The sequence below is a fragment of the Methylobacterium brachiatum genome, from assembly GCF_020523825.1.
In the GTDB taxonomy this organism is placed as follows: domain Bacteria; phylum Pseudomonadota; class Alphaproteobacteria; order Rhizobiales; family Beijerinckiaceae; genus Methylobacterium; species Methylobacterium brachiatum.
Window position 1 is genome coordinate 53,518 of sequence record NZ_JAJALK010000017.1, and the last position, 26,116, is coordinate 79,633.

17 protein-coding genes and 6 pseudogenes are annotated in these 26,116 nt (G+C 66.0%); 14 read left to right on the top strand and 9 right to left on the bottom strand.

Translation table 11 applies throughout. The features are described 5' to 3' along the window. Nucleotides 1-789 precede the first annotated feature (789 nt). Nucleotides 790-1,407 (bottom strand): RNA-guided endonuclease InsQ/TnpB family protein, encoded by a 618-nt coding sequence (locus LGR69_RS26490; protein WP_230367918.1) that lies wholly within the window; start codon nucleotides 1,405-1,407, stop codon nucleotides 790-792. Between the two features lie 1,195 nt (nucleotides 1,408-2,602). On the opposite strand from LGR69_RS26490, the gene LGR69_RS26495 reads away from it, so the two are divergent. The 6 genes and pseudogenes from LGR69_RS26495 to LGR69_RS26520 all read left to right on the top strand — a co-directional run. Further along, nucleotides 2,603-2,842, top strand: a complete 240-nt coding sequence (locus LGR69_RS26495; RefSeq protein ID WP_230367919.1) for a hypothetical protein — start codon at nucleotides 2,603-2,605, stop codon at nucleotides 2,840-2,842. A gap of 657 nt (nucleotides 2,843-3,499) precedes the next feature. Beyond that, the gene (locus tag LGR69_RS26500; RefSeq protein WP_230367920.1) at nucleotides 3,500-4,411 is read left to right on the top strand and encodes a hypothetical protein; all 912 of its coding nucleotides are present in this window, start codon (nucleotides 3,500-3,502) and stop codon (nucleotides 4,409-4,411) included. A 257-nt stretch (nucleotides 4,412-4,668) separates the two neighbouring features. Then, complete coding sequence (locus LGR69_RS26505) at nucleotides 4,669-5,208, top strand: hypothetical protein (RefSeq protein ID WP_230367921.1); 540 nt, start codon at nucleotides 4,669-4,671, stop codon at nucleotides 5,206-5,208. A gap of 257 nt (nucleotides 5,209-5,465) precedes the next feature. Beyond that, nucleotides 5,466-5,726, top strand: coding sequence for a hypothetical protein (locus LGR69_RS26510; RefSeq protein ID WP_230367922.1), 261 nt, complete (start codon nucleotides 5,466-5,468; stop codon nucleotides 5,724-5,726). Between the two features lie 32 nt (nucleotides 5,727-5,758). Further along, nucleotides 5,759-6,730 carry a hypothetical protein gene (locus LGR69_RS26515; RefSeq protein ID WP_230367923.1) on the top strand — a complete coding sequence of 324 codons (972 nt, stop codon included), beginning with the start codon at nucleotides 5,759-5,761 and terminating at the stop codon, nucleotides 6,728-6,730. A gap of 217 nt (nucleotides 6,731-6,947) precedes the next feature. Continuing rightward, a pseudogene (locus LGR69_RS26520) lies at nucleotides 6,948-7,343 on the top strand (transposase); the annotation flags it as partial. Here LGR69_RS26520 and LGR69_RS26525 read toward each other — a convergent pair. Continuing rightward, nucleotides 7,317-8,817, bottom strand: a protein-coding gene (locus tag LGR69_RS26525; RefSeq protein WP_370881410.1) for an ISNCY family transposase whose coding sequence is annotated in 2 segments (ribosomal slippage) — nucleotides 7,317-7,920 and nucleotides 7,919-8,817 — 1,503 coding nt in all. Because the reading frame shifts where the segments join, the coding sequence is not laid out codon by codon here. The pseudogene LGR69_RS26520 and the gene LGR69_RS26525 overlap by 27 nt on opposite strands. 148 nt (nucleotides 8,818-8,965) lie before the next feature. Between LGR69_RS26525 and LGR69_RS26530 the strand changes: the two are divergent. After that, nucleotides 8,966-9,140: pseudogene (locus LGR69_RS26530) on the top strand (IS3 family transposase); the annotation flags it as partial. Between the two features lie 74 nt (nucleotides 9,141-9,214). On the opposite strand, the pseudogene LGR69_RS26535 reads toward LGR69_RS26530, so the two are convergent. The 5 genes and pseudogenes from LGR69_RS26535 to LGR69_RS26555 all read right to left on the bottom strand — a co-directional run bounded on the left by LGR69_RS26535 (nucleotide 9,215) and on the right by LGR69_RS26555 (nucleotide 16,317). Further along, a pseudogene (locus tag LGR69_RS26535) lies at nucleotides 9,215-10,739 on the bottom strand (integrase catalytic domain-containing protein). A 680-nt stretch (nucleotides 10,740-11,419) separates the two neighbouring features. Then, nucleotides 11,420-12,192 (bottom strand): annotated as a pseudogene (locus LGR69_RS26540) (IS5 family transposase). A gap of 99 nt (nucleotides 12,193-12,291) precedes the next feature. After that, entirely contained in the window at nucleotides 12,292-12,654 is a 363-nt protein-coding gene (locus LGR69_RS26545; RefSeq protein ID WP_230367924.1) for a transposase, read from the bottom strand. A 526-nt stretch (nucleotides 12,655-13,180) separates the two neighbouring features. Then, nucleotides 13,181-14,746 carry a GMC family oxidoreductase gene (locus tag LGR69_RS26550; RefSeq protein WP_230367943.1) on the bottom strand — a complete coding sequence of 522 codons (1,566 nt, stop codon included), beginning with the start codon at nucleotides 14,744-14,746 and terminating at the stop codon, nucleotides 13,181-13,183. A gap of 8 nt (nucleotides 14,747-14,754) precedes the next feature. Beyond that, on the bottom strand, nucleotides 14,755-16,317 hold the full coding sequence (locus LGR69_RS26555) for an ABC transporter substrate-binding protein (RefSeq protein ID WP_230367925.1): 1,563 nt from the start codon (nucleotides 16,315-16,317) through the stop codon (nucleotides 14,755-14,757). Between the two features lie 248 nt (nucleotides 16,318-16,565). Between LGR69_RS26555 and LGR69_RS26560 the strand changes: the two genes are divergently transcribed. From LGR69_RS26560 to LGR69_RS26585, 6 genes are all read left to right on the top strand, one after another. Further along, complete coding sequence (locus tag LGR69_RS26560) at nucleotides 16,566-18,149, top strand: ABC transporter substrate-binding protein (RefSeq protein WP_230367926.1); 1,584 nt, start codon at nucleotides 16,566-16,568, stop codon at nucleotides 18,147-18,149. Continuing rightward, entirely contained in the window at nucleotides 18,146-19,132 is a 987-nt protein-coding gene (locus tag LGR69_RS26565; RefSeq protein WP_230367927.1) for an ABC transporter permease, read from the top strand. The genes LGR69_RS26560 and LGR69_RS26565 overlap by 4 nt, the downstream gene beginning before the upstream one ends. Further along, nucleotides 19,132-19,968, top strand: coding sequence for an ABC transporter permease (locus LGR69_RS26570; RefSeq protein ID WP_230367944.1), 837 nt, complete (start codon nucleotides 19,132-19,134; stop codon nucleotides 19,966-19,968). Before LGR69_RS26565 ends, LGR69_RS26570 begins: the two co-directional genes overlap by 1 nt. Beyond that, nucleotides 19,965-21,611 carry an ABC transporter ATP-binding protein gene (locus LGR69_RS26575; RefSeq protein ID WP_230367928.1) on the top strand — a complete coding sequence of 549 codons (1,647 nt, stop codon included), beginning with the start codon at nucleotides 19,965-19,967 and terminating at the stop codon, nucleotides 21,609-21,611. Before LGR69_RS26570 ends, LGR69_RS26575 begins: the two co-directional genes overlap by 4 nt. Nucleotides 21,612-21,686: 75 nt before the next feature. Further along, nucleotides 21,687-22,586, top strand: coding sequence for a fatty acid desaturase (locus LGR69_RS26580; RefSeq protein WP_230367929.1), 900 nt, complete (start codon nucleotides 21,687-21,689; stop codon nucleotides 22,584-22,586). Continuing rightward, nucleotides 22,583-23,605, top strand: coding sequence for an alpha/beta fold hydrolase (locus tag LGR69_RS26585; RefSeq protein ID WP_230367930.1), 1,023 nt, complete (start codon nucleotides 22,583-22,585; stop codon nucleotides 23,603-23,605). The genes LGR69_RS26580 and LGR69_RS26585 overlap by 4 nt, the downstream gene beginning before the upstream one ends. Nucleotides 23,606-24,039: 434 nt before the next feature. Here LGR69_RS26585 and LGR69_RS26590 read toward each other — a convergent pair. Further along, nucleotides 24,040-24,839: pseudogene (locus LGR69_RS26590) on the bottom strand (M55 family metallopeptidase). A gap of 3 nt (nucleotides 24,840-24,842) precedes the next feature. Next, nucleotides 24,843-25,121, bottom strand: a complete 279-nt coding sequence (locus LGR69_RS26600; protein ID WP_230367933.1) for a P1 family peptidase — start codon at nucleotides 25,119-25,121, stop codon at nucleotides 24,843-24,845. Here LGR69_RS26600 and LGR69_RS26605 point away from each other — a divergent pair. Continuing rightward, nucleotides 25,068-26,059 (top strand): annotated as a pseudogene (locus LGR69_RS26605) (IS3 family transposase); the annotation flags it as partial. The gene LGR69_RS26600 and the pseudogene LGR69_RS26605 sit on opposite strands and share 54 nt — an antisense overlap. Between the last annotated feature and the right edge of the window lie 57 nt (nucleotides 26,060-26,116).

Below are 26,116 nucleotides of genomic sequence, written 5' to 3' on the forward strand. Positions count from 1 at the left end.
TGAGTCCCTGAAGCCGGCGATCGCTAAGGCCAGGCAACTGGGTTTCGATCTCGAAGCGGTGCGTTTCAAAAAGAGACCTGCTCACGAGGACGGTCAACTTGCAACCACGTTGGGACTCGTTGGTTGCCATTTGGAATGCGTAACCAAGCCCGATGGCAGTCAGGACTGCAGGGTGGTCTGCTGACTCTTTGGTTGCGGAACGTCGTTGCGATGCGGCGTGTTGGGCAATCAAGGTGTATGCGCAGCGGTCCGAGAGCGCGGTCCACCGTGCTGCCAGGAAGGCTCGCTGATGCTCGCCATGCATCTCCGAGCCCGCGCAACTCAGGCCGCCCGGGCTCCGGTCGCTCGCTCTTACGAGAGCTCCGGAGCGGGGGGGTTAATCGCTACGGTGTGTCCACGTACCGCCGGCGCGGTACCTGAAAGGCTTGCACCGGCGGCGCAAGGAAACGGCGCGCCGGGTTGCCGATCAGCGGCACGATTGGCTGCACGACGTCAGCGCGACCCTCGCACGGCCATTCGCGCCGGTCGTTATTGTACTCCGGACCCGAAACTCGCCGGGCTCGGCCGCTGTCCCGGCGAACGAGCCGGGCCTCAACGTCGCCCATAAGCGCGGCTTTGAGCGCGAGATCCTCGACGCAGTGTGACAGTGTCCAATTGCATTGATCCACGACACAGCCGTGAAAGCTGGTGGCGAAACGGTGACAACTCCGCCTGCTGAAGCAGGCGGCTTCTCAGGACAGCTCCGCGGCAACCCGCCCGCTTAAGTCCTGAAGGCAGGATGTCCCGGCCTTATCCGAAGGCCCGCCGATGCACGATCTTGGCTGCGGCAACGTCACGATCCAAGACACAGCCACAGGTGCAGCGGTGCTGGCGTTCCTTGAGCGCCTTCGGCCCGATCGCGCCGCATGACGGGCACGCCTGCGATGTGCCGCGCGGATCGACCAGGACGACCTCGGCTCCGGCGCTTGCAGCCTTGAACCGGACGAACTGGACGAGCGTGCTCCACGCGGCATCATGAACGGACCGGGCCAGCATACCTTTCTTGAGCCCGGTGAGATTGAGTTCCCCAAAGGCAATGCCATGGTACCGCGACACCAGGGCTCGCGAAAGCTTGTGCAAGTGATCGCGGCGCTGGCGCGCGATCTTCGCCGATGCTGCCGCGAGGGGGGCCTTGGCCTTCAGTCGACGTTTCGACCCGATCTTGCATCGGGCGAGTTGGCGCTGTCGCCTGCGCTGGGCCTTGTGGGCTTGGCGGGCGTAGCGGGGAGCCGAGATGGTCTCCCCATCGCTGTTCGCGACGAGGCTGTTCAGCCCGAGATCGATCCCCACGGTTCCGGTCCCGCAGGTCTCGACGAAAGCCGCCTCGACCGAGAACACGACGTACCACTTGCCCTGCTGACGGGTCACGATCGCGGTGGCAAGCGTCGCGTCTTCGGGCAGGTCCCGATGCCAGACGGCTTTGATTCCCGCCCGGCACGCCGACCACGCCGAGGCGGCGGTCCTTCCGCACGGTCAGCCCGTCGCCGAACCGGAACGTGGCGGCATGGTACCGGGCCGCAGCGCGGAAGCGCGGGAACCCGTGCCCGCGCTTGAAGAAGGCGGCGTGGGCCTGCTGGAGCCGGCGCAGCACCTGCTGCAAGGCGGTGAATGACCAGCGTCCGAGACCGTCGGGATCGGCTGCGCGGCAGGCTTTGAGTTCGGTTGCCTGCTGCGCGTAGCCCAGGCTGACACGTCGACGGCGGAACGCCTCAATGCGCTGCTGAAGCCCAGCGTTGTACAGGCTGCAGAAGTCTCGCAGCATGGCGTCGAGCGCCGCGGCCTGCGCGCGATTGGGCCGGAGCCGGTATTCGTACGATCTCAACGCCACAGGCAGAACGTACCCGATCTGTTCTCAGGAGCAATCGCCGAGCCGCATTCCCCCTACGCCTAAAGGCGACTGTCCCCTTCTAAACCTCTTATGGGATCATCAACCTCGAGTGTCGAAGAACCGTTGAGCCCTCCTCTCGCTCAATCCCGTGACCTAAGCTTAGCTGGCGAGATTGACCGCCTCCGCGTCCGGCGCGGCACCGTTAGGTCACGTGCAGCTGCGTCAAATCGGCTCAGTCTAGTGGCATTTAGTCCGGCGAAACTGAGCGTTGTCGTTTCTTGGACCCTTCTTGCATCATCTTCGCCAGTTCTCGACAGATCTAGGTCATTTCTGAGGAATTTCCGAGTAAACGGCAAGATAAGAGAACGGCCAGTTCGAGCCCGCCGCGGTGTGCGAACGGCGTATCGTTATTGACTTAGGCTTAAAGCTGAGTTGTTCTTTGCATCTACCATGAAGGAGATCGCGATGTAGTTTCGCTCCTCTGCGGCCCGAACCACATGGGCGTGCGATCAAGGGCAGTGCAACTCTAGGACCACCCGCTTCGCACGGCCTAATAACGGACCAGATCGCCGAAGCGAGGAACTTATGTAGAGACCGTCGCCTAGAGGGTGTGCGTTATCCGACTGTTTTGGAGGCCGATCCGGCGCGGGTCGCGCCGTACCGTCACCGACCTGGACCAATCCAACCGCTCAGTCCGCTTCGACGACCAACCCGGCAAAGCCGGGTGGGCGCAGGATGCTGGCTGAACAGCCAAACCTGCGCCAGGACCTCGGCCGGGTTTCCGGACTTCGCAACCTTGCGTTGGAGCCGGGAACCCGCGACGCCACGACCTTCATGAAGTTCATCGGCTATCCGTCAAACCCGGACGGCGCAGGTCCGGCCTTTAGCCCAACTGAGCGCCGCCCCGAGCACATCTTTGTGGGTGAGGATCGCTGCTCGTCTCCTGAAAGCGCAGAACGAGCCGAATTCAAATAGTGAAGGTCGCAACGTCGACCGCGCAACAAAGCATCTCTCAGGAAATGAGAAAAGATTTCGGTCTTTAAGGCCGGGCTTGCGTGAATCGCTTCATTCACCGCAAAATTTCAGTTGAGAGCAGTGTCAGACTTCGACGAGAACCCCATGAGTGACGATCTTAGACGAGAGCCAGGGCCGACGGCCCAGGAGTGCAGTCGGGGCAACACGACCAGTGTGGCGACTGGCGAGAACACCGTACTCTTTCATCTGCCATCGGAGCGGAAGCAGGGTAACGGCCTCAAAGTGGCGTCTCTCGGCGATAAAGAGGCCTCTTAGAGGCCGAGCGCCGACGGCCGGATTGCGCGAAGCTCGGCCAAGGCGCGCGCAAAAAGCGAAGTGCGGGAGCTGCCTCTGTCTCAAGGCGCCTGGCGACGATCTCGCTCTTGAGGACGGCGCCACTGCAACGGCTCTCGTCATCGCCTGTTCGGTGCATGTCTCCTGCGATATCCACGCAGATAAATTTTCGAGCGAACGAACGCCGTCGTACGGCCGTACGTTCCATCCTTCGCCAGTGGTCGCGCTGTCTCAATCTGAACGTGCTTAACGGATGTACGCAACATCGTCTACGTTACAGGCGGAAATCTATCAACAACTTTCGACATTTGCTGTGAGCTCCTAATGAATCTCATGTTCGCAGGTCATCTCGACCGGGCTTATTTACTCGGAGGGAAGCCGGACCGCTTCCGTCCGCCGCTGACACGCGCGGGTTCGCCGCACGCGGATGCGTTCGATGCGTACAGGTCGTTTTTTCATCGCTCCGCGATGGCGGTGGCTCTGAGTTCCGCCCTCGTACGCCATCTGGATCGTTCGCCGCCCGGCGAGACTATCGTCTCCCATCGTGGCGAAGACGGTCGGCTCTACGACTCGATCCTTCGAGCCGAACTCGAAGATGACGCGCTGCGCCTGGCCAAGATTTCCGTGGCAGCGGAGGCCTTTTCGGACGCGACGGCGGAGATGATGCGCCTGCGCGCGCCCGGTGATCCGCACAGGGCGAACCTAATTCATCATGTAGAGGGCATTTTGTTCAACGTCCTACATGCATGGCAAGCCCGCGCGACACTCGTATTGGCGGACTGCGATCGGCAGGTTCTCGTCGAATTACTGAACTGCGTGATCGCCAATGGCATCGCCTTGCCATACGGCATCCCCGACCTTCGCAAAATGCAATCATCCGATAGCAGGACGTCCGGCGTTATCGCCAACCTCGAGCCGGGCGACTACAACGATCTCAACGCGATGTTAGAGGACTCCGCGATTCGAACATATCAGCACCGGCTGAGCCGCCTCTCGGAGGGTCGAACGGTAAACGTCGGGATTCTGCTAAGAGCGGCCTTGGAAGAAGCCCGCAGGAGCAGCTCGCGCATCCGTGAGGCGCCGGCCGACATCACGCTCACGTCGGCCCGCGTCCGGACCCTCGATACCGTCGACCTCGACGCCGTCAAGATCGACCCCTTCAAATGGGCGAACCGAAAGCCGTCCAAACCGAAGATGCACATTATCGTGCTCTCGAGCTCACGGAGCTTGGGCTGATGGCGTGCGGCGCAGTTGGGTCAGGATCGGCGCGCCGCCGACCGGAAGCGGCGTGAAACACCGCAGACCTTCGCGAGATCAACTCCGCTTGGCCAAATAGCTCGGCGGAGGTGATTTATATTCTCTGCAAGTCGGCGCGGCCCGTCAGTGATTGCGCGACCGATCAAGCCGACGAGAGACAGTTCGAAAGAAATCGCGTTCATTAAAGTGGTTAAAGCCTGTCGTTCGAAACTAAAGCCCTAAAGGACATCGAGATCATGACCAAATCCAAAGATGAGCACGATGCTCACGAAGACGCTTGGCCGTTTGAAGAGGTCCTGATAGCCGGGCGCACCGCCGCACGAGCGCGACAACAGCGCTTTCTGCATTACATCGCGGACACCGATCCCAGCCTATCTGCCGCGCTGGCATCGGAAGCCGCACGCTTCGATGTCCTGACCCGCACGGTGATCGAGCCTGCGATGCGCGAGGTTGCCGATGAGGTGATGCAGCGCGGATGGCACGTCTCTGTCGTCCGCGACGACGATCTCGACCGTTTGGCGCCATTCGCCACACCGGGCATCCGCTTCTACTGCAGTCGCCGTCCGCCCCGGATCGCGACCGTCGACTGGGTCTGGCCGCCTGCCTTTGTCGCCTTTTATGGGTGTGCGCAGATTCGGGCCGTGCGCACTCACGTGGAACTGGACGAGGTCGACACGGGCGCCGCTCCGTTTCACGATGAAACGCCGCTCCCCTATCCAGAGGTGACGCGCGACGCGGTCCGTGCACTGCTCGTCGCCTTCCTTGACCATTTATAGCGTATCGGCGGGGAGGCCCGATGCGGCAGGGCAGACTTGCGAGAATCATCGTCCCGGACGCGGGCCCGGCCAGCCGAAGAACGGTAAGCAAGAATCTGTCTACGAAACACTACATTCGCGACAGAAAAACGACTAATCGCCGCTGCGAGCAGAGCTTGTACGAATCGCTGTCATCGCAGCATAGCTAGCCTCCGATGCCGTCTTCAATAAAGGACGTGCTCAAGTCATCTGTGTGCCCCCTGTAAGGAGCAAGTATCATGTCGACAAAAGCTCGGCATCCCGCGGTCGAGAAAGGCTGTACGCGGATTCAGATCGAAGCGTTCGAGCGGATCGCCACTGGTGCCGATCAGGGCCACGCGCCTGCGACGCTCGCGGCGCTCGAGAGGCGCGGCTTGATCATGCTGCAAGAGACAATCCTGCCGGGTGACTTCGTCGTCCGGGTCAAGGTTCCGGTCGTACCGCTCGCAGTTCACTACGCGTGGTGCGCCTGGTGCGCCGAGCAGCCACACACAGATTGAAGCGAAGATCGGAAATCACGAGGTTTAACGGGATGAAAATCGTTCTGGCCGGGCAGTTCGACCGCGTATACGCAAATGCGCTTGCTTGCGGCGCACAGGGGCAGGATCACATTGCGGACACACGTGCCAACGAGGCACTGCCCGAAAAGGATAGGCTCCTCTTCCATCGGGCTGCGACACTTGCCGCTCTCAGCAGCACTGTCGTGACGGCACCGGACTGGTATCCCTTTGAAGATAGGATCGAGGAAAGCCAAGCCGCGCTTCTCCGCAAAGACCCCAGTTTCGCGCCCGGCATGGCTCTCCCGAGAGAGGCGTGGGCCGAGTTATACGACGACGCGGTCGGGCTCGTGAAGGCGGTGGACTTTTTGGGGAGCTATTCTAAACGGTCCTTGGCTACGCTGGATGATCTCAGTGCGCCGCATGCTTGGATCGACGACGACAGTCCGCGCAGCCTGCAGCGCGCTAGCATGGGTGCGAGCCATGCCTACCTCACGGAACTCCTGCTGCAGCCGTTCCTGGCCTGGGTGTCGGGTGCCGTGCTCGTAATCTCGGGAGCTGACTGCCACCTGTTGGCAGACATCGCCGCGTTCCTCGTCGAGGGGGCCCGGCCCCGACCATTTCCGATACCGGATCTGCGGGAGATCGGCCGGCTCGACAACGCTTCTGTGCCGGGCCGGGTAGTCAACCTCGGCATGGAGGATGTCAGCGATATCGGCGAGGCTCAGCGGGAGCTGCGCGTCCAGGGTTATGCGCAACGACTGAAATCAATCTTTGAAGCGCCCGATTTGACTGGGGTGGGCGAGCGCCTCGAACTGGCGATGGCGGCGGCGCCTTCGCCGAAGGCGCGGCCGCGATACGGCGACAATAATATTAGGGTCGTCGTCGAAGATACCGACATCTTGAGGAACTCAAATGTGCGGGTGGCATCGCATAATAAGGCTCTTGTCCGGTGGGCGCGCCGACAGTTCGCCCCTCAGAGGCTCCGCACCATCGTCCTCGGCTAAAACCGCAACCGATCAGATCAGGTCACATGCATCGTAACCTGCGGCTGCGAGCCAGTTTCGGCACTCCATTCACGAGAAACCTCCGAACCCGCGTTTGATGGTGTCCAAGAGGTTCCCTACTGTGCGGGCTGACTCGTCACGTGGGATAGGCTTGGTGAACCGCGCCTTGTTTTGACCGGACAGGCGGCATAGCTCACGAAGGCATAGGCGTTGGCCTATGGGTAAGGCTATGTCATCCGATCCGCCCGCCCCGCCGGTGCACGGCGAGATCCTGACCGGCGTTCAGCGCCGCCGGCGCTGGTCCACCACTGAGAAGATCCGCCTCGTCGAGGAGAGCCAGCAGCCCGGCTCGTCCGTGTCGTTCGTCGCCCGCCGCTACGGCATCTCGCCCAGCCTGCTGTTCTCGTGGAAGCGGCGCATGCTGGAGGGCGGCCATAAGGCCGTGCACGCCGACGAGGAGGTCGTCGGCACCAGCCGCGTGCGCGAGTTGGAGCGGCGCGTACGCGACCTCGAACGCCTGCTCGGACGCAAGACCATGGAAGTCGAGATCCTGAAGGAGGCGCTCGATCCCGCGCGCACAAAAAAACTAGGACGGCAAAGCTGGCTGTTGGGCCTGTTGTTCCGGGGCGGCGAGGTAGGCGTCGGGATCGCGGCGGAAGCGGGTGCGTGCGGTGCGAGCCTGTCGTCCGCGGTCGAGGGATCTGCGCAATGCCCGCCACGTCAACGGATTGACCCGGCCGAGGTCGCGTCCGGATGGTGTCTCGGCCCGCGCGCGGATGCCGGCGACGAGCCTTATAGCCCCCCGCACCACGGCGCCGGGCGAAGCCGTCTTGCGTCCGGTGGCACGCCGTTCGTGGTAGCGCTGCGAACCGAACAGCTGCTCCAGAGCATTATTGGTACGCGGCAGGTCGGTCCGGTCGGCGGCGTGGAACAGCCCGGGCCAGTAGCTGCGCGCCACCTTGCGGAAGTGGTCGAGGGCGACCCCGCGATCGCCGACACGGTGGCGGTGACGCCGCATCGATGCCAAGAGACCATCGAAGCGGCGCCGGACCTTGGCTCCCGTCTCCTCGGCAGGATTGGCCAAGAGGCGCGCGGCAGCGTGCCCGAAGACGAAGCCCTGCTCCACCGCAGGCCAGAGCGGCGCCGTGCCGGCGAGCGCTCGCTCGATCAGGAGCGCGAGCGGGCGCGATGCCCCCCTTTAAACCCACCCGCTCCAAGCTCCCGGCCACCTTCTCCAAACGGCCTTTCAACCGTAGGCCGGCCGCGTCGAGCGGAGCACGGCCGTCGTCGGTGATCGCGCTGCGCACGGCCGCCGCGTAGCCCCGCACCAACTCCGCCTCTGGATCGGTCCGCCCCTCCACCGCCCGCTCGATCGGGCGCACCCCGCGCACGCCCTTCTTCAGCTCCTTCTTGGCGTGCCGGTCAGCCTCAAAGATCGGCAGCGCCGCCTCCCGCAAAAAGTGGAAGTGGCAGAGTTGGTGCGGCACGCCTGGCAGCACGGCGGCCACCGCCTTGCGGATCGAGTGCTGGCCGTCACTGATCACGCCCGTGATCGGTCGGCCCACAGCCTCGACCACCCGCGCAAGTAGGATAGCGAGATCCTCGGCTGTGCTCGACAGCAGGCTGCGCGCCAGGAGCACCGTGCCCGAGAGGCAGTCGCGCAGGACCCAGAGCACTTCATGCCCGATGTCAGGCTGCAGGCCGTCGAGGGCGAGGACGATCCGATCCTGCCCGGTCAGTTGCCGGCGCAGGTGAACAGGGTCGCCGAGTTGGGCGGCCAGCAGCTCGTCGTAGCGGTCGAGCAGGTTGATCACGCTGCGCTCGGCAATCCCGACACCGCGCCCGCGCAGGATCGCGTGGATCTCCGGGACTGAGCGGTGCTCGCGGTGGCGCAGGGCACCCACCAGCGCCACGACGTCGAGGCCGAACTCATGCTGCGGTAGGGCGAGTGCGCCCTCGGCCTCTGGACGGTAGGGCGTGTGGAGGCGGGCACAGCCCTCCGCCTCGCAGCGACGGATCTTCAGCCGCAGCCGCACCGTGCCGGAGAGCGTCACCAGCGTGCGGCGGTTCTCGTAGCGGATGCGCATGCTCGTTCCGCAGCCTGGGCAGAGCCGGCGAAGCGGCACCAGCGTCCGCTCACGATCGGGAACGCGAACTTGGGTGCGGGACAGGGAGCGCCTCCATCAGGCGTCTCCAGGTCCGCAAGCTACCAGACAGCCAGCTTTGCCGTCCTAGAAAAAAACCGATCTCGCCGCTCAGCTCCTGGGGCGGTTCGACGGGCGGTTCGCGGTGAAGGCGGTCGCCGACATGCTCGGCGTGGCCCGCTCACACCTGACCGAGCGCCTAAGGACCTGCTCGGCCGCGAGGCCCCTACCGGAAACCCGAGGATGCGCGGCTGCTGCCGACGATCCTGTAGCGCGACGATCTGGATGAGAGCCCGTATTGCCTCATTGAGGAATGCTCCCGAAGGTCGGGCTGGTTGCCTCACGCATATGTTCCCGAGATCGAGACCGCTGGCGTCTGACTCGGGATGCCGCACACGAGCCGGGAGGCGATCTCGCGGCGCCAGATTTTGAGACGGCGCTGCACCGTGCGCAGCAGTGCGTCCGGGTAGCGATCGGGATCGGACTTCTGGAGGCGCAGCAGCAATTCGCTCCCGGTCTGTGCGGGGTCCGCCTCGAACCAGGAGCGCAGTTCGTCGGTGACCGCCACGAGGGGATCCGGGCGGCGGCGTCCCCGCTTCGGCTTCAGTGTAGGCTGTGCCGTCGGTCGCACCTCACCCATCCGACAGGCCGTGCGCAGCCCGGCCAGGAAGTCGGCGACCGGGATGGACGAAGCCGGTGTATCGACCGGGAGCGCGACCGAGCTGTCGGCGATCGCAACGAGGGCTTGCTGACCGCTTCGGATCTCGGCCAGGAGCTGCACGGGATCGAGGTCGACGCGCAGCGCCTCGACACGCCGACGGACCTCATCGGATGTGCGTGGACCGGCCAGGAGCCGGTCGAAGGGTGTCGCCGGCGGATGATAGCGCTTGCGCACACGCGCTCCGTCGCGCTCCTTCTCGGCGAGCTTGAACGAAGGCTGGAAGGCATTCACGAACAGCCGCGTTCGCGCGTAGAGAGCAGCCAGCTCACGGGCGGCCGCCATGCCGTCGAACCGCCGATAACCAACGATGCGGCGCACGATCGCGCCGTTCTTCTGTTCGACGTGGGCTTGGTCGTTCTTCCGGTAGGGCCGGCAGCGGGTGAACTCGATCCGCTCGGCCAGGCAGTAGTCGCGGACCGTCTCGTTGATGAACACGCTGTCGTTGTCCGAGTCGAACCCGAGCAGCGGAAACGGCATCCGGGCACACACCTCGCGCAGCACGCCGACAAGGAGCGTCTGCTCCCGGAACAGAAGTGGGGCGCACTCGGTCCAGCCGGTGGCGATATCGGTCAGCACCAGCGTCTGGATGAAGGCGCCCGAGGCGACTGGACCGGAATGCGCGACGAGGTCGACCTCGATGAACCCAGGCGGCGGGTCGTTCCAGTCCGAGAACGTCCGCACCGGGATCGAACTCCGCAGTGCTGATGGCGCCTTGCGGCGGCGCGTACCGCTTCCAGAACGCGCGCTGCGGACGAAGAGCCCGGTCGATCGTGGCTGCGCTCATGCCAAGCAGTGCGGCACGGATCTCGGGAACCAGGTCGAAATGCCCGTGGCGCTCCATCGCCGGCAGTAAAGTCGGAATCATCGCTTTCAACCGCTTGCCGCAGATCCGGTCGGACGCCTCCCACAGCACAATCAGCGCCTCGCGCACCGCCGCGTCGTAGACCCGCCGCCCCGGTCGGGAGGCCGGGGCCTGCTTCGCGGAAACGGACCGAAGCAGCCGCATCGCGTGCTTGAGGTGATGGCCGGTCACGGACGCAAACTCGTCCAGAATACGGGACTTCTCTGACCGTCCGCAGCCTCGATAGCGAACCGCCACGGCGGCAAGCAATTCATCGCGCGTCGCCATACTCACCCGCCTCATCGCCACCCCCACCGCCGAACCCGCACGGGGAGCAAATCAGATGAGGCAACGACCCGGCATCCGGGAGCGTTTCAGGCGAGGCAATGCGCATCGCGACGCGGCAGCATCCGCGACACGGGAAGCGTCGGTAGCGTAGCGCCATCTTCGTGGTTGCGGCTGTCGCGACCATGACGACGAGCCGGGCCGGGTCGAAATCGAGCCGCCTTTGCAGCCGGGACAAGCGAGCCGCCTGCAGTCTCGATAAACCGGCCCCTTCCTGTTTGAACAGCCAACCGTCTGATCGATAACGTATTTTAGCGGCCTCGCCAGATGTTGGCATCATTATGCCTGGTTTTCCCCGCGCACTTGAGGACAATTGGGCTCAAGAAAGACGGGCCCGAAAGGCACTTGCGAAACATAAAATGGCAGGACTTTGCTGCACGTCACATCAGTGACGCAAGCGGGACAGTTCGCCCGTAAGTGTTCGGACTGATGTCCAAAACTGGAATTGCGGCTTGCTCAAACTCGGCGTGACCTCTGACTGTCCGGAGGGATCCTAAGATCCTCGACAACAAGCATGGCGGCCCTTCATGGGCCGCCTATTCTCCGTGTCGAACAAACGTGACTGGTGTCGAGCTGAACCGTCGGTCTGTGTCAACGGCACGGCGCAAGCAAACTGACTTCACCAAGTCGCTTTAAAATCAGGGACAGAACCGTTTGACCTGAGCTTGGCAGATGTGGGCGCAGGCAAGCGTGGTAAGGCGAGATGGTGGTCGGCACCGCGCTCGTAGCGGATGGTGAGGCGGCGGAAACAGGCCAGCCACGCCAGCGTGCGCTGGATGATCCAGCAGTAGCGGCCGAGCCATTCTCTGCTCTCGACGCTGCGCCGGGCGATCCGGGGCGTGACGCTTTGGGCTCTGCACTCGCGCCGACAACGGCGATGGTCGTAGTCCTTGTCGGCGTGCAGGTTGTCGAGTCTGCGCCGCGAGCGACCGCGCCGACCCGTGCGCACGCCCGGCACCGCGTCGAGCGTGGCGGCCAGCATGCGGCTGTCGTGGCTGTTGGCTGCGGTGAGGGTCAGGCCGAACGGCGTGCCGTTGGCGTCCACGACGCGGTGGCGCTGCGTACCCGGCTTGCCCCAATCCGTCGGGTTCGAGCCCGTCGCGGGGCTCCTTTTGCCGCGGGCCGGCGCGCGCTGTCGAGAGCGGCCCGCGACCAGTCGAGCGGGTCGGCATCTTAAAGCTGCTCCAGCATCACGCGATGCAGCGGCACCCAGTCACCGGCGGCCTGCCATACCCCGAGCTGTCGCCAACGCGTCTTGCCGGTGCAACCCACTTCAGAACGCGGGAGGTGCTTCCACTGCAGGCCGGTGCGCAGCACCAGGATGATGCCAACCGCCTTTCGGCTTCTCGAGCTCAGTCGGCAGAAGCAACTCGACCGCCGCCCAGAGGTCGTCAGGGACGAGGGCGTCCATGCCCTCCCAACCCGCTCGGCCCAGTTTTGTCCCACACTCTGAGTCCGCCCTGGGCACGGCTCCCGCCATGTCCGCCTGAGGCGGCGAGGATTCGGGAGATCAGTTCGCGCTTCGCCCGAAGGCGAAGCGGCCGACACAGGCGGCCGCGCCGCGATGGCGCGGTCCCTGGTGGGGGGCCGTGCGTTCGGTCACGGCCGTCCGGATCGGCTCTGCCCGCACCGGCTGCAGGAGCAGGGCGGCGCGGAGCCGCTGCACCTCTGCCCGGAGTCCGGCATTCTCCCGCTCGACCTGATCGAGCCGGGCCACACCCGCAGGCTTCAGCCCACCGAGCCGCCGTCGCCAGCGGTAGTAGGTGCCGAGCGAAACATGGGCGCTCGCGCAAATCTCGGCAACCGGTATGCCGCGCGTGGCCTCCGCGAGCAGGAACGCGATCTCCTCGTCCGTGTGCAGGGATCGGCGCATGCAGGATCTCCTGATTCACCGGCCTCGATTGAAGCCCAAGAGCGGGGCGAGCAAGAAGCGGACCGGCAGCGCGACAACGATTTCACCATTCCCCGAGGCCGTTCGTCCAGGAGACCAGCAGGCATCGCTTATCCAGCGATGAACCGTGCTTCGGTTTCTGACTGACCATCCTGGTTTCTTGAGCTTCGAAGCGCGACACGGATTTACTCGGCCGCGGATACCGTTGGCGCCCGCCGACTGATCCGTCACGGTGGTGCGAAACGCGATTCCTTTTCATCCAAGAGTAGATTGGTATCTGCGGTGATACTCAGCTTAAAAAGACCACTGGCCATATCCAGTGTCAAAATCAGAGGGATTAGCCCATCTTTGGCGCCCGAAGGCTTCCTCAGCGCCAGTCTTTGCGGCCGCCGCAAATCAACAACCGCAAAGACGCGCACGAATATGCTGATCTCAAGCCTTAAAGGCCATGTCGAGCCAGCGATGCTCTTAAGAGGATAGGAAATTCACTGTCGATAGCCGCTACAAACTAATGATTGCTCATGCGCCGAGCGAGATATTCACCGATCATCACGCAGGTGAAATGCAGGTTCGCCCTGCAATCGCTGGGCATGATGGACGCGTCGCAGACCCGCAGGCCGCCGACCTCGCGGACCTTCAGATCGGGATCGACGACGCCGGATGCGTCCTGCCAACCGCTCATGCGGCAGGTGCCGGCCGCGTGCTGGATGTCGCCCGCTTCCGCGAGCATCAGGTCGTCGAGTTCGGAATCCGGGAGGCGCGCAGCTTCGCCCGGCGCGAGGGGGCTCTCGCCGAACCGGATCGCCGTCGCGAGGTCGGCCAGCGCCGGATGCGTCGTCAGGCGCGCCAGCCGCCGCACCGCATCGCGCAGCCGCAGACGGTCGCGCGGATCGTCGAGCATGTTCTCCTCGATGACCGGATTGATCTCGGGATCAGCCGATGTGAGGTGCAGGGAACCGCGCGAGAAGGCGTCGTACAGACCGACGCCGACGGCACCCTGCGGGGTCGGTTCCAGACCGGTCAGGCCGCGGTGATTGTAGGCGACGACGATCATGTCGCGCTCGCCGCCGCCCGCGAGACCGCTCGAATAGGTCACGCAGCAATTGGTATGGCGGGCATCCGGCCCGAGGGCCCGGCGGCCGGGCTTCAGATCCATCGTCGCCCTCAGGATCGGGTGATCCATGAAATTACCGCCGACCGCCTCGTGCGCGTGAAGGATGGGGATGCCGAGGGCGCGAAGCGGCTCGGCGGGGCCGATGCCGGAGCGCATCAGGATCGCCGGGCTGTGGACGGCGCCGGCGCAGAGGACGATCTCGCGGCCGTGGAGCTCGGTCCAGGCGTCCGTCCCGAAGCGGACGCGGAGCCCGACGGCCTTGCGCCCCTCGAACAGGACGCGATCGACCAGCGCCTTGCAGCGAATCTCGAGGTTCGGCCGGTTGCGGGCCGGTTCGAGATAGCCGTCGTTGGTGGTGACCCGGTGCCCGTCGCGACTGTTGATCGGGTTGCACGACACGCCCTCGCCCTGCGGCGCGTTGAGATCCGCCTTCCAGGCATAGCCGTCCGCCAGTGCGGCCTCCCTCAGACCGCGGTCGACGGCGCCCCACGCGTCCAGCGGGGCGCGGTAGACCGGCAGCGGACCGCCGCGACGGGCCCCTGCCTCGGTGGCGAATTCGGCGTCGTCCTCGATCCGGTCGAAGAGCGGCATCACGTCCTCTGCCGACCAACCCGTGCAGCCCTGCGCCGCCCAGGCATCGAAGGCAGCCGGGACACCGCGGATCGCGATCTGCGCGTTTACCGTTGAACTGCCGCCGAGCGCGCGACCGCGCCAGTAGAAGCGGGGCTCCTGGGCGCGGGTTCGGCGGCTCATGAGCCCCGGCCATTGCCAGTCCGCCTGGTGGCTCGGATCGTACATGAACGGGACGATGTTGGCCGAGCGCAGGGCCGGCGGGGCATCTGCGGACCGCCAGTCGCGGCCCGCCTCCAGCAGGAGCACCCGGCGGCCGGGATCCTCCGACAAGCGCGCGGCCAGGGCGGCACCGGCAGAGCCGGCGCCGACGACGATGACATCGTACACGGCAGCGCTCATGGCTTCTCGACGTTCCAGAAGAGCGGGATGGCGGACGGGATCAGCCCGGTCAGGGAGGTCCGGTAGGCTGCCGGCTGGGCGAACTGGCCGAAGGGTACGACCAGGCCTTCGCCGTAGACGATGGACTGGATCTCGCCGGCGATGTCACGCCGCTTGTCCGGATCCGGCTCGCGGGCGAACCGATCGAACAACCTGACCATGCGCGTGTCGCACATGAACCCGGAACTCGCCGCATCCTTGCAGGTGAAGTTGATCGCCGAGTTCGTCAGCGGCGAGCTGAGATCGAGGCCGAGGGCGTGAATGCCGAAAACGCCCCAGCCGGTCTTCTTGGTGCGACGGGCAAGCAGGGCCGCCCAATCCATGACCTGGAGATCGATGGTGAAGCCGGCCTGCTTCAGCCGGTCGGCCAGGATCGTGGAGGAGACGCGCGCCGCCTCGAGGTCGTTGGCCGCCATCACGATCACCGGCTCGCCCTTGTAGGCGGTCGCCTTCAGGGCAGCCCGCGCCGCCGCGACGGACGGATCGTGCAGGAGCTCGGCCCCGACATGCGTCTCGTAGGGCGAGCCGCAGATGAAGAAGGCGTCGCAGGTCTGCGAGAAGCGCGGGTCGAGGCCGAACCCGTCCAGGACTTCGCGCTGATCCACGAGGCGGAGCAGCACGCGCCGGATCGCCGGGTCGTCGAAGGGCTTGGCCGCCGTATTGATCCTGTAATGCCCCGTGAAACGGTGCGGGCCGGTGAAGTTCATCACCGCCAGATTCTTGTTGCGCTCGATCTGCTCGATCAGATCGAAGGGCGCGTACTGCATGAGATCGATCTCGCCGGCGCCGAGGGCCCCGACGGCGGTCGCACCGTCCGGGATAACGCGGATGTCGAGGGCGTCGACCTTCACGACCTTGCCGCCGGCGAGGAAATCGGCCGGTTCGGAACGCGGCCGGTAGTTGGGATTCTTGCGCAGCAGCATGTGGTCGCCGGTGATGTGCACGGTGCGGTCGTAGACGAAGGGACCGGATCCCATGACCTCCGTGAGCTGCGTCGTGGGCGGCGTCGCGGCGAGCCGGGCAGGCATGATGAAGGGCGTCGGGCTCGACGTGGTGCCAAGGGTGTCGAGCACGAGGCCGTACGGCTCCCGCAGCGTGAGCACGAACGTCCTGTCGTCCACGGCGTCGAGGGCGGCCGCCACGTCCATGAGCCGGCCGCCGAGCGCGCTACGGGCCGCCCAGCGCTTCAGCGAGGCGACGCAGTCGGCGGCTCGGACGGGCGTGCCGTCGTGGAAGCGCAAACCGTCGCGCAGGGTGAAGCGCCAGGTCAGGCGATCGTCCGACACCGACCACGTGTCGACCATCTGCGGCTTGAATTGGCCCTTCGCGTCCGGCGCGAACAGCGTGTCGTAGACCATGAACCCGAAGGTCCGCGTGATGTAGGCCGTGGTGAAATAGGGATCGAGGGTGACGATCTCGGCTTCGAGCACGGCCCGCACCGTCGTCTCCGAGCTGGCCGGTGCGGGCGCGAGGAGCGCCCCGGCAGCTGCAATCAGCCTGGGAAGCCAGGATCGTCTCATGCGTATTCACCCTGTGTCAGGGCCTGATAAGCAAGCTGGATACCAGTATTAATACGGCCATCCGGTTCGGACCCCTCGGTGCGCTTCGCGACGGCAGCGCGCTGGCGTCATCGTCCGCGCTTGGTGGGCTGCCTCATCCACAGCACCACAAGTGGCCTGTTCGATGCATTCGGCTGGAACGGCCCCGATCTGCCGCGCGGATCGCGAGATCGCCCGATCGGCGTTCCGGGGTGCTGGAGAGGTCACGGATGAATCGTCGCGATTTCGCCAAGCTTATGCTCGCCGCAGGGGCGGCGGGGCCGATTCCCTTCGGCATCACCCGCGCTGCGGGCCAGACCCGGGGCGGCGTGCTCAACACCGTGATCCAGCCCGAGCCACCGATCCTGGTCTCGGCGCTCAATCAGCAGGCGCCCACGCTCACGGTGTGCGGCAAGATCTACGAGAGCCTGCTGACCTACGATTTCGACCTGACGCCCAAGCCCGGCATGGCCCAGAGCTGGGAACGCAGCCCGGACGGCCTGACCTACACGTTCAAGCTGTTTCCCGGCATCACTTTCCACGACGGGTCGCCGATGACCGCGGAAGACGTGGTGTTCTCGGTCACGAAGGCGCTGATGGAGGCCCATGCCCGGGCGCGCGGCACCTTCTCGCGCCTGGCGTCGGCCGAGGCCCCAGACCCGCTCACGGTGGTGTTCAGGCTGAAGGAGCCGTTCGCACCGTTCCTGCACGCTTTCGACGCGACGACCGCGCCGGTCATCTCCAAGGCGCTCTACGAGAACACCGACCTGCGGCAGAACCCGAACAACGCTCGGGCGATCGGAACGGGACCGTTCAAGCTCAAGGAGTGGGTCAAGGGCTCACACATCCACCTCGTGCGCCACGAGGGCTATTACCGCAAAGGCGAGCCCTATCTCGACGAGATCTACTACCGGGTGATTCCGGACGCCGCCTCGCGGGCGGTCGCCCTGGAGAGCGGCACGATCCAGCTGACCCAGTGGAACGATGTCGAGGCCTTCGACGTGCCGCGCCTCAAGGCGCTGCCGAACCTCGACATGACCACGAAGGGCTACGAGTTCTACGCGCCCCATCTCTGGCTGGAGATGAACACCCGCATCGCGCCGATGAACGACAAGCGCTTCCGCCAGGCGGTGCTCTACGCCGTCGATCGGGAGGCCCTGCGCAAGCGGGTGTTCTTCGGCCTCGGCAAGGTCGCGACCGGCCCGGTCTCGTCGAAGACCCGGTTCTACGAGCCGAACGTGCCAAAATACGAGTACGCCCCCGCCAAGGCGGTGGCGCTCCTCGACGCGATGGGGCTGAAGCCCGCCGCCGACGGCAAGCGGGTGAGCCTCAAGTACCTCGTGCCGCCCTACGGCGAGATGTGGCAGCGGGTGGCGGAATACGTGCGCCAGTCCCTCGGCAAGGTCGGGATCGACATCGTGCTTGAGGGCATCGACGTCGGCGGCTGGGCGGCGCGCTGCGGCAACTGGGAATTCGAGATGTCCGCGCCCTGGACCTACCAGTACGGCGATCCGGCGCTCGGCGTGTCGCGCTCCTACATTTCCTCGAACATCCGCAAGGGTATCCTGTTCTCCAACACGTCCGGGTACAGCAACCCGGAGGTCGACCGGCTGTTCGAGGCGGCCGCCGTAGCGCAGGACGACGCCACAAGGCAGAATCTCTACAGCCAGGTCCAGAAGATCCTGGTCGAGGACGCCGCAGTGGCGTGGCTGATGGAGCTCGACTTCCCGACCTTCACCAACAAGCACATCAAGGACCTCGTCGTCACCGGCAGCGGCGTGAATGACACCTTCGCCCGGGCCTACCGCGCATGAGGATGCTGGCCGGACTGGCCGCCTGGATCGCGCGGACGCTGGCGGTGATCCTGGTCATCGCCAGCGTGAATTTCGCCCTCGTCCACGCGGCCCCCGGGGATCCCGCGCAGGTCATCGCCGGCCAGTCCGGCGCCTCGGACGAGACGCTCCTCCGACAGCTTCGGGCCGAGTACGGCCTCGACAAACCCTACCCGGTGCAGCTCGCGACCTATCTGGGCCGGGTCCTGCGGCTCGATCTCGGCTATTCCTACCGGCAGCAGCGGCCGGTCCTCGGCCTGGTCCTGGAGCGCCTGCCCGCGACCCTGCTCCTCACCGGCACGGCCTTCGCCCTAGCACTCGGATCCGGGATCCTGCTCGGCACCCTGTCGGGCGTGCGGGCGGGCCGCTGGTCCGACACGCTGATCGGCCTCGTTTCGCTGGTGCTCTACGCCATGCCGGTCTTCTGGCTCGGCCTGATGCTGGTACTGGTCTTCTCGGTCCAGCTCGAATGGCTGCCGGCCTTCGGCTACCGCACCGTCGGCGCAACCCTCTCGCCGCTCGGGCAGGTCGGCGACGTGCTCGCGCATCTGATCCTGCCCGTCCTGTCGCTCGCCGCCGTCTATCTCGCGGTCTATGCCCGGCTGATGCGGACCTCGATCGTCGAGGTGGCCGCCCAGGACTTCGTGAAGACCGCCCGGGCCAAGGGGCTCACCCGCGGACGCGTGATCCGCGACCACATGATCCGCAACGCGATTCTGCCGGTGGTGACGGTAGCCGGCATGCAGGCCGGCGCACTGGTCGGCGGCTCGGTGGTGGTCGAGACCGTCTTCGCTTGGCCGGGCCTCGGCCGGCTGGTGTTCGAGGCCCTCAGCCAGCGCGACTACCCGGTCCTGCTCGGGATCTTCCTCGTCATGTCCGTGCTCGTGATCCTCATCAACATGCTGACCGACCTGCTCTCGCGGCTGATCGATCCGCGGATCGCCGCCCCCGCGAAGGCCGCGTGATGGGATTCGTTCGGGCGTTCCTGCGCAATCCCGGCGGGATGATCGGCCTCGTGCTCCTCGTGGGGGTGATCGCGGTGGCGATCTTCGCGCCGCTCCTCGTCCCGGTCGATCCCTGGGAGATGGTCGGCGCCCCGTTCGAGCCGCCGCTGAGCCCGGACCTGCCTCTGGGCTCCGACACGATGGGCCGGGATATCGCCGCCGGCCTCGCCCACGGTGCCCGCGTCTCGCTGGCGATCGGCCTCGCCTCGACGCTGGCAGCCGTGCTGGTCGGCGTGGTGATCGGGGCGACGGCGGGGTGGTTTGGCGGCCTCGTCGACGCCGCGCTGATGCGGATCGCCGAGCTGTTCCAGACGATTCCCGGCTTCATCCTGGCCGTCCTGCTGGTCGCGACCCTCGGGCCGTCGCTCGCCCACGAGATCCTGGCCATCGCGGCGATCAGCTGGCCGCCGCTGGCGCGTCTCACCCGAGGCGAGTTCCTCCGGCTGAAGGGCCGGGACTTCGTGCGGGCCGCCGCCTGCCAGGGCGAGCGCCCCGCGGCCCTGATCCTGCGCCACATCCTGCCGAATGCCCTGGCGCCGATCATCGTCACCGGCTCGCTCACCGTGGCCACCGCGATCCTGATCGAGAGCGCCTTGAGCTTCCTCGGGCTCGGCGATCCGAACCTGATGTCCTGGGGCTACATGGTCGGCGCCGCCCGTACGGTCATCCGGCAGGCCTGGTGGACGAGCGTCTTCCCCGGCGCCGCGATCCTCATCACGGTGCTTGCCATCAATCTCGTCGGCGAGGCGTTGAACGACGCGCTCAACCCGCGGCTCGCCCGGGGGAGAGGCGCATGACCGAACCGGTCCTGAGGATTACAAACCTCTCCGTCGGCCTGCCGCGGGGCGCCGACCGGGCTCAGGCAGTGAGTGACGTCTCGATCGCAGTGGGGGCCAACGAGATCGTCTGCCTCGTGGGCGAGTCGGGGTCCGGCAAGTCGATGATCGCCCACACGATCCTGGGCCTGCTGCCGCCGGGCGTGACCGTGACCGGCGGCGCGGTCACGCTGCGCGGGCGCGACATCGCCACCGCGTCCGAGGCGGAGATGCGCTCTGTCCGTGGCCGCGACGCCGCGATGATCTTCCAGGAGCCGCTCAGCGCCCTGAACCCGCTGAAGCGGATCGGCGAGCAGATCGCCGAGGCGGTCCGGGCCCATGCCCCCGCGACGCCCCGCGCCGCAATCCGGGCGCGGGTGGACGCCTTGATCGCGGCCGTCGGCCTGCCCGACCCGGAACGGATCCGCGCCAGCTTCCCGTTCGCGCTGTCGGGCGGGCAGCGCCAGCGGGTGATGATCGCCATCGCCATGGCCAACAACCCGGCCCTGCTGGTGGCCGATGAGCCGACCACCGCTCTCGACGTGACCACGCAGGCCCAGATCCTCGCGCTGATCCGCCGGCTCCAGAGCGAGCGGCAGATGGGAGTCCTGCTGATCACGCACGATTTCGGTGTGGTCGCCGAGATGGCCGACCGGGTCGTGGTGATGCGCGACGGTCGGGTCGTCGAGCAAGGCAGCGCCGAGGCGGTCCTGACCGCGCCGCGCGACCCCTACACCCGGGCGCTCATCGCCGCGGTGCCCCATGCCCGGGGGCGCGCCTCCCCCAACATGCGGGCGACGCCGCCGCTGCTCGAGATCGAGGCGCTCTCCAAGACCTTCACCACGCGGCAAGGATGGTTCCGTCCGGCCCGGCGCGTGGTCGCGGCGGACGCGATCTCGCTGACGCTGTCGGCCGGTGAGACCGTGGCGGTGGTGGGCGAGTCCGGCTCGGGCAAGTCGACCCTCGGGCAGATGATCCTGCGTCTGGCGGAGCCGGATTCGGGCCGCATCCGCTTCGAGGGCCGGGATCTCCTGGCCCTGCGGGGCGAGGCCCTGCGGGTGGCGCGCCGTCGCATCCAGATCGTGTTCCAGGACCCGTTCGCGGCGCTGAACCCGCGCCAGAGGGTCGGCGAGGCGATCGCCCGCGGCCCGATGGCGTACGGCGTGCCGAAGGCCGAGGCCGTCGCCGAGGCGCATGCGCTGCTTGACCGGGTCGGCTTGAAGGCCGGCGCGGCCGACCGCTTCCCGCACGAATTCTCCGGTGGCCAGCGCCAGCGCATCTGCATCGCCCGGGCGCTGGCGCTCAAGCCGCGCATCCTCGTGGCCGACGAGGCGGTCTCGGCGCTCGACGTCTCCGTCCAGGCCCGCGTGCTCGACCTGCTGGCAGAGCTTCGCGCCGAGTACAACCTCGCGATGCTGTTCATCACGCATGACCTGCGCATCGCCGCGCGGATCGCCGACCGGGTCGCGGTGATGCAGCAGGGCCGGATCGTCGAGACGGGACCGGCCGCGGCCCTCTTCGCCGCGCCCGAGCACCCCTACACGCGCGGCCTCATGGCGGCGATGCCCGGTCGCCGCCTGTTCGGCGGTCTCGACGCGCCGGCGCCCGAGGCGCTGACCGCCTGAGAGCGGCCGCGGCCCCGGCATAGATAATGCACCTGACGTGTGTTTTCGCGGCGTCTACAACCCTTAGGGAGATCCATGGCTTCGGCGAGCGGACGAATTCTGACGGGCGCGGAGGTCAAGGCGCTGTCGCAGCGCTCGGACCTGCGCGGCGCGCTGCGCCTGGGTGCGCATGTGTTGATGCTGGCCGGTTCCGGCTGGCTGGTCTGGCGCTCCGGGTCATGGACGCTGCTGCCCGCCATGTTTCTGCTGGGAATCGTGCAATCGGCCCTGTTCGCGCCGATCCATGAGACGATCCACCTGACCGCGTTCCGCTCGCGCCGGGCCAACGCCGTCGTCGGCTGGCTGGTGGCCTGCCCGTCGCTCCTGAACTGGCACTTCTACACGGCCTTCCACCTGGCCCATCACCGCTATACGCAGGATCCCGACCACGATCCGGAACTCGCGCTGCTGCCGCCCTCCACCCTTGATGCCTATGTGTGGCGCGTGCTCGCGCTGCCTTACTGGCGCACTCGCCTCCAGGTGGCCTGGGCCGGCCTGCGCGGCGACCTCTCGGCCTACCCCTTCATCACCGAGCGCGCCGCGCCGCGCATCATCCGGTCGCTTCGGCTGATGTGCGCCTTGATGCTCGGCGGCTCGGTGCTCGCGATGGTACTGGTCGGCTGGTGGGCGCCCCTGGTGTTCTGGATCGGACCGCAGCTCCTCGGGCAGCCGTTCCTGCGGCTCTACCTGCTCACCGAGCACACGCTCTGCACGATGGACGACAACGGCCTGACCAACACCCGCACGACCTTGACCAACGGTCTGATGCGTCTGCTCATGTGGAACATGCCGTTCCACACCGAGCACCACCTCTACCCGTCGATCCCGTTCCACCGCCTGCCGGACGCCCACGCGGCGATGCGCGAGCGGCTCGTCGTGCTCCAGCGCGGCTACGCGAAATGGCATGTCGGATTCGTCCGGACGCTGCGCCCATGACCGGATGGCCGACGGCCACAGGAACCTTCAAACTCGGTGATCTGCCGTTGCAGTCGGGCGCCGTGCTGCCGGGCGCGCATCTGCGCTGGAAGGCTCACGGGACCCTCTCGCCCGGGCGCGACAACGTCGTACTCTACCCGACGAGCTACGCGGCCCAGCACCCGGATCTCGAATGGCTGATCGGCCCGGACGGCGTGCTCGATCCAGGGCGCTGGTTCATCGTCATCCCGGACATGTTCGGCAACGGCCTGTCGTCGAGCCCGTCGAACACGCCGGACTGGCCCAGCCTCGTCACCGCCTGGGACAATGTCCAAGCCCAGCGCCGCCTGCTCGCCGAGACCTGGGGGATCGAGCACCTGCACGCCGTCTACGGCTGGTCCATGGGCGCCCAGCAGGCCTATCACTGGGCAGCCCTGTTCCCCGACCGGGTCGCCCGGGCGGTGATCAATTGCGGCAGCGCCCGCACGGCCACCCACAATCGCGTCTTCCTGAAGGGCCTGATGGCGGTGCTGGAGGCGGCGCCCGAGCATCGCGGCGCGGGCCGCTTCTCGGCCGAGCCCGCCACAGCGCTTCGCGCCTTCGGGCGTATCTATGCAGGCTGGGCGCTCAGCCAGGACTTTTACCGGGCGGACCTGCACCGCACCGCGCTCGGCGCCCCGGACCTCGATACCTTCCTGCGCACCGACTGGGAGGAGCGGTTTGCCCGCCGCCCCGCGGCCGACCTCTACGCGCAGCTCTGCACCTGGGACGCCGGCGACATCAGCCGCGACCTGCGCTACGGTGGCGACCTCGCGCAGGCTCTCAGCGCGATCACAGCCCGATTGCTGCTTATGCCGGGGGAGACGGATCTCTACTTCCGCGTCGCCGACAACGCGGCCGAGCTGCCCCACCTGCGCGACGCCATCTTGCGGCCGATCCCGAGCATCTGGGGCCACCGCGCCGGCAATCCCTCAACCAATCCGGCCGATGCGGCCTTTCTCCGCGATACCGTGCGGGCGTTTCTTGACCCTTCTGAATAAATTTGAGTGCCAGATTCAGTTTTTGGGACGGTAAAACTGGGATAATATATAATATACCACCTTGTTCATGATATTCCTTGCAACGCGGCATCCACATACGCTCTGCAAAACATGGAATCGGTATCGGCAGGATCCAGCTCACGAGGTTCGCCGCAGCGTCCGCTTTCGAGCTGCTACCGGCCTTGGATGGACGGCGACATTGGGCGCAGAGCGGAAGCGCGGATCCTATCCAGCCAATCTGCATGCAGTAATTGGCAAAGCCGTAGCGGATCCGGAAATTTCCGGGACGGAAACGGACGTCCCAACGATCTCCACAGCTTCGATCGGCGGACGGGCGATGCGCGACGTAGCCGTCGGAGACACCTGTGGTTCTCGGGCAACGGGCCCTTGCATGACGTGACGGTAAGGCCTGCGACCACTCACCGGAGCGCGCTTTACATTGCCGATAGGCAGTTGATCATTTGAATCGCCTCTTCGAGGCTGGTCGCCAGGAACGCGAACGCACTGCTCTCCTCCCGCCGCAGCGTCGGCCATTGGCAGAATAGGTCCGCCAGAGCGGGAGTCTGGGCTCGTATCCGGATCTCGAAGGGGCCATCAAGACGGAAGGGCTGCACCGCTCTCGGCTGGAGCGCCGCTGCGACGGCTTTGCGGATCGCCGCGCAGGCCTGCGGAGGCGAAAGGCTGATGCCACTGTTTTGCCCCGTCGCGCGCTTGGTCTGAACGAAGCGAGTCCCGGCAAACAGAGCCTGGTTCTCCGTGATGAATACGTCGTCGCCGCTCGCCATGACGATCGGCACACCGTATTCGCCGGCCAGGGCGCCATAGAGGCCGGCCTCACCAAATTCTTGGCCGTTGATCTCCAACCGGGCGAAGGCAAAGCTGTTGATCGTGTGGGCGAGGATACCGCGCCCGCTCGCCCTCGAGTGGTAGCTGACGAGACAGACTGCATCGATGTCTTGGTCCAGGCTAGCCATCATCCCGAGGGGACGCTGTTGCCCTGTACCGCTTGCGCCTTGGGGTCGAGGCGATCGCGCGGCATATTGCGGAAACTGCCGTGCGAGTCGGTGACCAGTACCGCCCGGGCGCCGCCGTCGAAGGCACCCGCGATCGCCGCGTTGGCCTCCTGCGTCATCAGCATCCGCGCGCGCTCGTAGTCGGGATTTCCCGGCGTTGTCTGCACCCGGTTGAAGACGTCGGCGACGCCCTCGATGTCTGTCGAGATCAGAACGCGCATTGCTCAGTCTCCGAGGTTGTCGATCCAGCTGGGCAGGAGATTGGTCAGCGCGTGCCGCCTGTGGCCGGCTCGACCGGTCACCGTCTCGGCTCGCCAGAGGGCGTGAATGATCGCCTGGTCGATGCCGTCCGCGACGGCCTCGAACAACGGGTCGAGGTCTGCTGACCTGACCGGCGGGCTTTGGACCGGGCTGATTGAGAGGATCAGCCAGGACCGGAGGAGCTGGACATGCGGCGAGGTCAGAAGACGAGTGCGGAGCAGATCGTGCTCAAGCTGCGCCATATCGAGGTTCAGACAGATCAGGGCAAGAATTTAGCCCTTGCATGCAGGGAGGTGAAAATCTCCGAGCGGAGCTATTATCGCTGGCGTAAGTAGTACGGCGGGCTGAATGTGGACCGGGCCAAGAAGATGAACGATCTGGAGCGCGAGAACGCGCAGCTTCCTCGCCTGGTAGCCGATTTATCGCTGGAGAAACAGGTGCTGGCGGACGTCGCCTCGGGAAACTTGTAGCCCCCGAGCGACGCCGGCAGGCGGTCGACGGCATCCGGGCGAAGTACGACCTCACGGAACGTCACGCCTGCCGGATCGTCGGCCAGCATCGGGGCACGCAGCGCTACGTGTCCACGTTGCCGGCCGACGAGGATGCGCTGACCCAGGCCACCATCGCCTCGGCGTCCGAGTATGGGCGCTACGGCTACCGCCGCATCACCGCGCTGCTGCAGGCAGCAGGATGGCAGGTGGGCAAGGATCGGGTTCAGCGGATCTGGCGTCGCGAGGGGCTCAAGGTCCCGCAGAAGCACCGACCACGCAGTCGCCTGTGGCTGAACGATGGATCCTGCGTGCGGCTGCGCCCGCTCCATCGCAACCACGTCTGGAGTTTTGACTTCGTCCAGGCCCGGACCCACGACGGACGCTCGCTCCGGATCCTGACGCTGATCGACGAGCATAGCCGGGCTTGTCTGGCGCTGAAGGTGGCGCGACGCATCAACAGCGTGGGCGCGATCGAGGCGCTGGCCGACGCCATGTGCCTACACGGCATCCCGGAACACATCCGCTGCGACAATGGCCCTGAGATGATCTTGAAGGCGCTGCGCAAATGGGTTGCGAAGACCGGCCCGCAGATCCAGTACATCGCTCCAGGATCGCCGTGGGAGAACGGGTATTGCGGGAGCTTCAACGGCAAGCTTCGTGACGAGTGCCTGCGCCAAGAAATCTTCTACTTGGCTTGCTGCCGGTTTCACGGACACCCGGTTTAGGTGTGATGGTGAAGCCGGAGG

Bases quoted from the DNA above. Each gene is read 5' to 3' on its own strand.
- LGR69_RS26495 (WP_230367919.1), top strand. From the start codon at position 2,603: ATGCTGGCTGAACAGCCAAACCTGCGCCAGGACCTCGGCCGGGTTTCC.
- LGR69_RS26500 (WP_230367920.1), top strand. From the start codon at position 3,500: ATGAATCTCATGTTCGCAGGTCATCTCGACCGGGCTTATTTACTCGGA.
- LGR69_RS26505 (WP_230367921.1), top strand. From the start codon at position 4,669: ATGACCAAATCCAAAGATGAGCACGATGCTCACGAAGACGCTTGGCCG.
- LGR69_RS26510 (WP_230367922.1), top strand. From the start codon at position 5,466: ATGTCGACAAAAGCTCGGCATCCCGCGGTCGAGAAAGGCTGTACGCGG.
- LGR69_RS26515 (WP_230367923.1), top strand. From the start codon at position 5,759: ATGAAAATCGTTCTGGCCGGGCAGTTCGACCGCGTATACGCAAATGCG.
- LGR69_RS26545 (WP_230367924.1), bottom strand. From the start codon at position 12,654: ATGCGCCGATCCCTGCACACGGACGAGGAGATCGCGTTCCTGCTCGCG.
- LGR69_RS26555 (WP_230367925.1), bottom strand. From the start codon at position 16,317: ATGAGACGATCCTGGCTTCCCAGGCTGATTGCAGCTGCCGGGGCGCTC.
- LGR69_RS26560 (WP_230367926.1), top strand. From the start codon at position 16,566: ATGAATCGTCGCGATTTCGCCAAGCTTATGCTCGCCGCAGGGGCGGCG.
- LGR69_RS26565 (WP_230367927.1), top strand. From the start codon at position 18,146: ATGAGGATGCTGGCCGGACTGGCCGCCTGGATCGCGCGGACGCTGGCG.
- LGR69_RS26570 (WP_230367944.1), top strand. From the start codon at position 19,132: ATGGGATTCGTTCGGGCGTTCCTGCGCAATCCCGGCGGGATGATCGGC.
- LGR69_RS26575 (WP_230367928.1), top strand. From the start codon at position 19,965: ATGACCGAACCGGTCCTGAGGATTACAAACCTCTCCGTCGGCCTGCCG.
- LGR69_RS26580 (WP_230367929.1), top strand. From the start codon at position 21,687: ATGGCTTCGGCGAGCGGACGAATTCTGACGGGCGCGGAGGTCAAGGCG.
- LGR69_RS26585 (WP_230367930.1), top strand. From the start codon at position 22,583: ATGACCGGATGGCCGACGGCCACAGGAACCTTCAAACTCGGTGATCTG.
- LGR69_RS26600 (WP_230367933.1), bottom strand. From the start codon at position 25,121: ATGGCGCAGCTTGAGCACGATCTGCTCCGCACTCGTCTTCTGACCTCG.